A 2,563-nucleotide genomic window follows, 5' to 3' on the forward strand; every position below is an offset into this window, starting at 1 on the left:
CGATCGCACTCATACTTTCGTTATCGATCAGCACCGCAGCGCCGTTTCGCACCCCCTTGCTGCGAAGCTCAAGAATTTCGTCTTTTAAGAAATTTTCAAGCGCGATCTGGGTTTTCAGATCCAAATTTGAATAAATTTTACCCTCGCTTAGGCGCGCAAGCTCCTGCGCTAGCGTAGTTTGCTCCTTGGACTGCACGCCCGCTTTAGAGTTTACGGAATTTTCCTGCGTCTTGGCGTTTAGATCGGAATTTATTTGCGCCTGGGCGGCTAAAGCGAAATTTTGCGGCATCTTGGCGTTGGGAGCGGAATTTGCCTGCGATTCGGCGCTTGCAGCAGAAACCGTCTGTATTTTGGCGCCCGGAGTAGAATCTGTCTGAGCATTAGCGTCCGACGAAGCGAAATGCGTCTGAGCACTAGCGTCTGAAAAGGAATTTGTCTGCGCACTAAAATTTACGCTCGGCCGCTCGCTAGAGTTTGCATCTGCCTGCGGATTTTGCGGCGGATGCGCGGTATCTTGCCGACTATTTAAATTTAGATTTTGCGGATTTTGCGAGTTTTGATGCGGATGTGCGTCGGCGGCACTACGCCGCTTGTCTAAATTTATATCTGCACTAGAATTTTGCGGCGAATACTCTGTTTGCCCTTTATCTGAATCCGCATCTACGCTAAAATTCTGCGGCGAATACGCAGCGCCTCGTCGCTCGTTTAAATTTGGGTCTTGCGTATTTTGCGACGGATGGGCGGCATCAATAAAATCTCGCCGCTCATCTAAATTTGCACTCTTTCCTCCATTTGGTTTTACTGCGCTTTCCGGCTCATTCGGTTTTGCGCCCGCCTGCAATTCTACGCCTTCGCGCTCGTTTAAATTTAAGCTCGTTCGTTTGCTTAAATTTAAACTCTTTGGCGCATCTGTTTTAAAATCCGCCTCTTTGGGATTCATTTCTTTCAAATCCACTCCCGTCTGCGCGTTTGCGGCGCTTGATAAATTCGCCCCAACCTTCGCCGCAGCCGTAAAATTTATTTCGGCACTAGTCGCGCCCGAAAAATTTAACTCTGCCGCCGCGGCTCGGTGCGCAGACGAGCCTGCTTGCTCCGCTGCCCCACCGGGCGCTCCGTTAGAATCAAAATTTTGAGTGAAATTTACGTCCTCTTTGGCGGTAAAATTCTGCATTTTATAATTGCTAAACGCTAGCAGCGCGTAATGCGGCGCGTAATTGGGCGCTGCGTAGCGTCTGGGCGAAAATGGCTCTGCAAGGGCGCGCTCATACTCGCTTTGCGAGATCACGCCACCTTCTCGTAGCTGCGAAATTAGGCGGTTTTTAAGCGCGTTGATGTTTGATCTGCGGTCTAGGCGGTTTTTGTTCGGGTTTTTCGGGATCACGCTAAGAAGCGCGATTTGAGCGTTGCTAAGCTCGCGCAGGTCCTTTTTGAAGTAAAAATACGCCGCAGTTTTGACCCCCTCGATGTTGCCGCCGTATGGGGCGAGGTTGAAATACATTCCTAAAATTTCATCCTTGCTGAAGTGCCACTCCAGCTGAAAGGCGTTGAAAATTTCGATGATTTTGTTCTTGTAGCTGCGCTGTTTGGGGCGCATCATACGCGCGACCTGCATCGTAATCGTGGAGGCTCCGACGCGCTCGACGTTGCCCTCGCTTTTTTTAGTAAAATTTTGCGTAAAATTATACGTAGCCGCGCGCAAAATCGAGGCTGGATTGACGCCGAAATGGTAGTAAAAATATTGATCCTCGAAATAGATCGCGCTTTGTTTCAGCCGCGGCGGTATCTCGTCTGCGCTCGCGTAAAAGCGCCAAATTTGATCGTCGCTGATCTGCATATTTAAAATTTCGCCGTTTCGGTCATATAAAATTCTACTCTTCTGCTTGTTTAGCATATCCAAATTTAGCGGATAAAGCGCGTCTAGGATCAAAAACAGAGCGAATGCAAATGCGCAAAATAGCGCGATTTTTAACGTAAATTTTAGAAATTTCATCGCGCAATTATATCAAAGAATTTTAATGATTTTAGGCTATAATGACGCCTTTTTGCAAAGGAATAATCTTGGACGCTCTAGCTAAGCTAAACACCGAACAATACGCCGCTGCAACCGCTCCTGCTGGGCACAATCTAATAATCGCAAGCGCAGGCACGGGCAAAACCAGCACCATCGTCGCGCGCATCGCTCATCTGCTAAATCTCGGCACGAGCCCTAGAAAAATTTTGCTTCTTACATTTACGAACAAGGCCGCGAGCGAGATGATAGCGAGGCTGCAGCGGCATTTTGATAAAAAAATCACCTCCGCAATCGTCGCGGGCACCTTCCACGCCGTATCCTACGCCCTACTTTGCGAGCTCGGTAAAGGCGTGATCCTAAAGCAGCCCGCCGAGCTAAAGACGCTGCTAAAAAGCCTCGTAGAAAAGCGCAAATTTTATCACGTAAGCGATGCGCGCCCCTACGGCGGGGCATATTTGTACGACGTGTACTCACTGTATCAAAACAAGGAGATGAGCGCGGATTTTGGGACTTGGTTTAGCAAAAACTACGAGGATCAGGCGGAATTTGCCG

Annotated in this window: 2 protein-coding genes; one reads left to right on the top strand and one right to left on the bottom strand. The window is 48.8% G+C overall.

Annotation, left to right across the window (positions count from 1 at the left end):
• The coding region (locus Q0236_RS06665) for a transglycosylase domain-containing protein (RefSeq protein WP_297916262.1) at positions 1–1,990 on the bottom strand (1,990 nt) is incomplete at its 3' end.
• Positions 1,991–2,031: 41 nt separating this feature from the next.
• Between Q0236_RS06665 and Q0236_RS06670 the strand changes: the two genes are divergently transcribed.
• Positions 2,032–2,563, top strand: a 532-nt coding sequence (locus tag Q0236_RS06670) for a UvrD-helicase domain-containing protein (protein ID WP_297916264.1), incomplete at its 3' end; no start/stop codon positions are given.

The organism is uncultured Campylobacter sp., assembly GCF_938031315.1.
Lineage (GTDB): Bacteria > Campylobacterota > Campylobacteria > Campylobacterales > Campylobacteraceae > Campylobacter_B.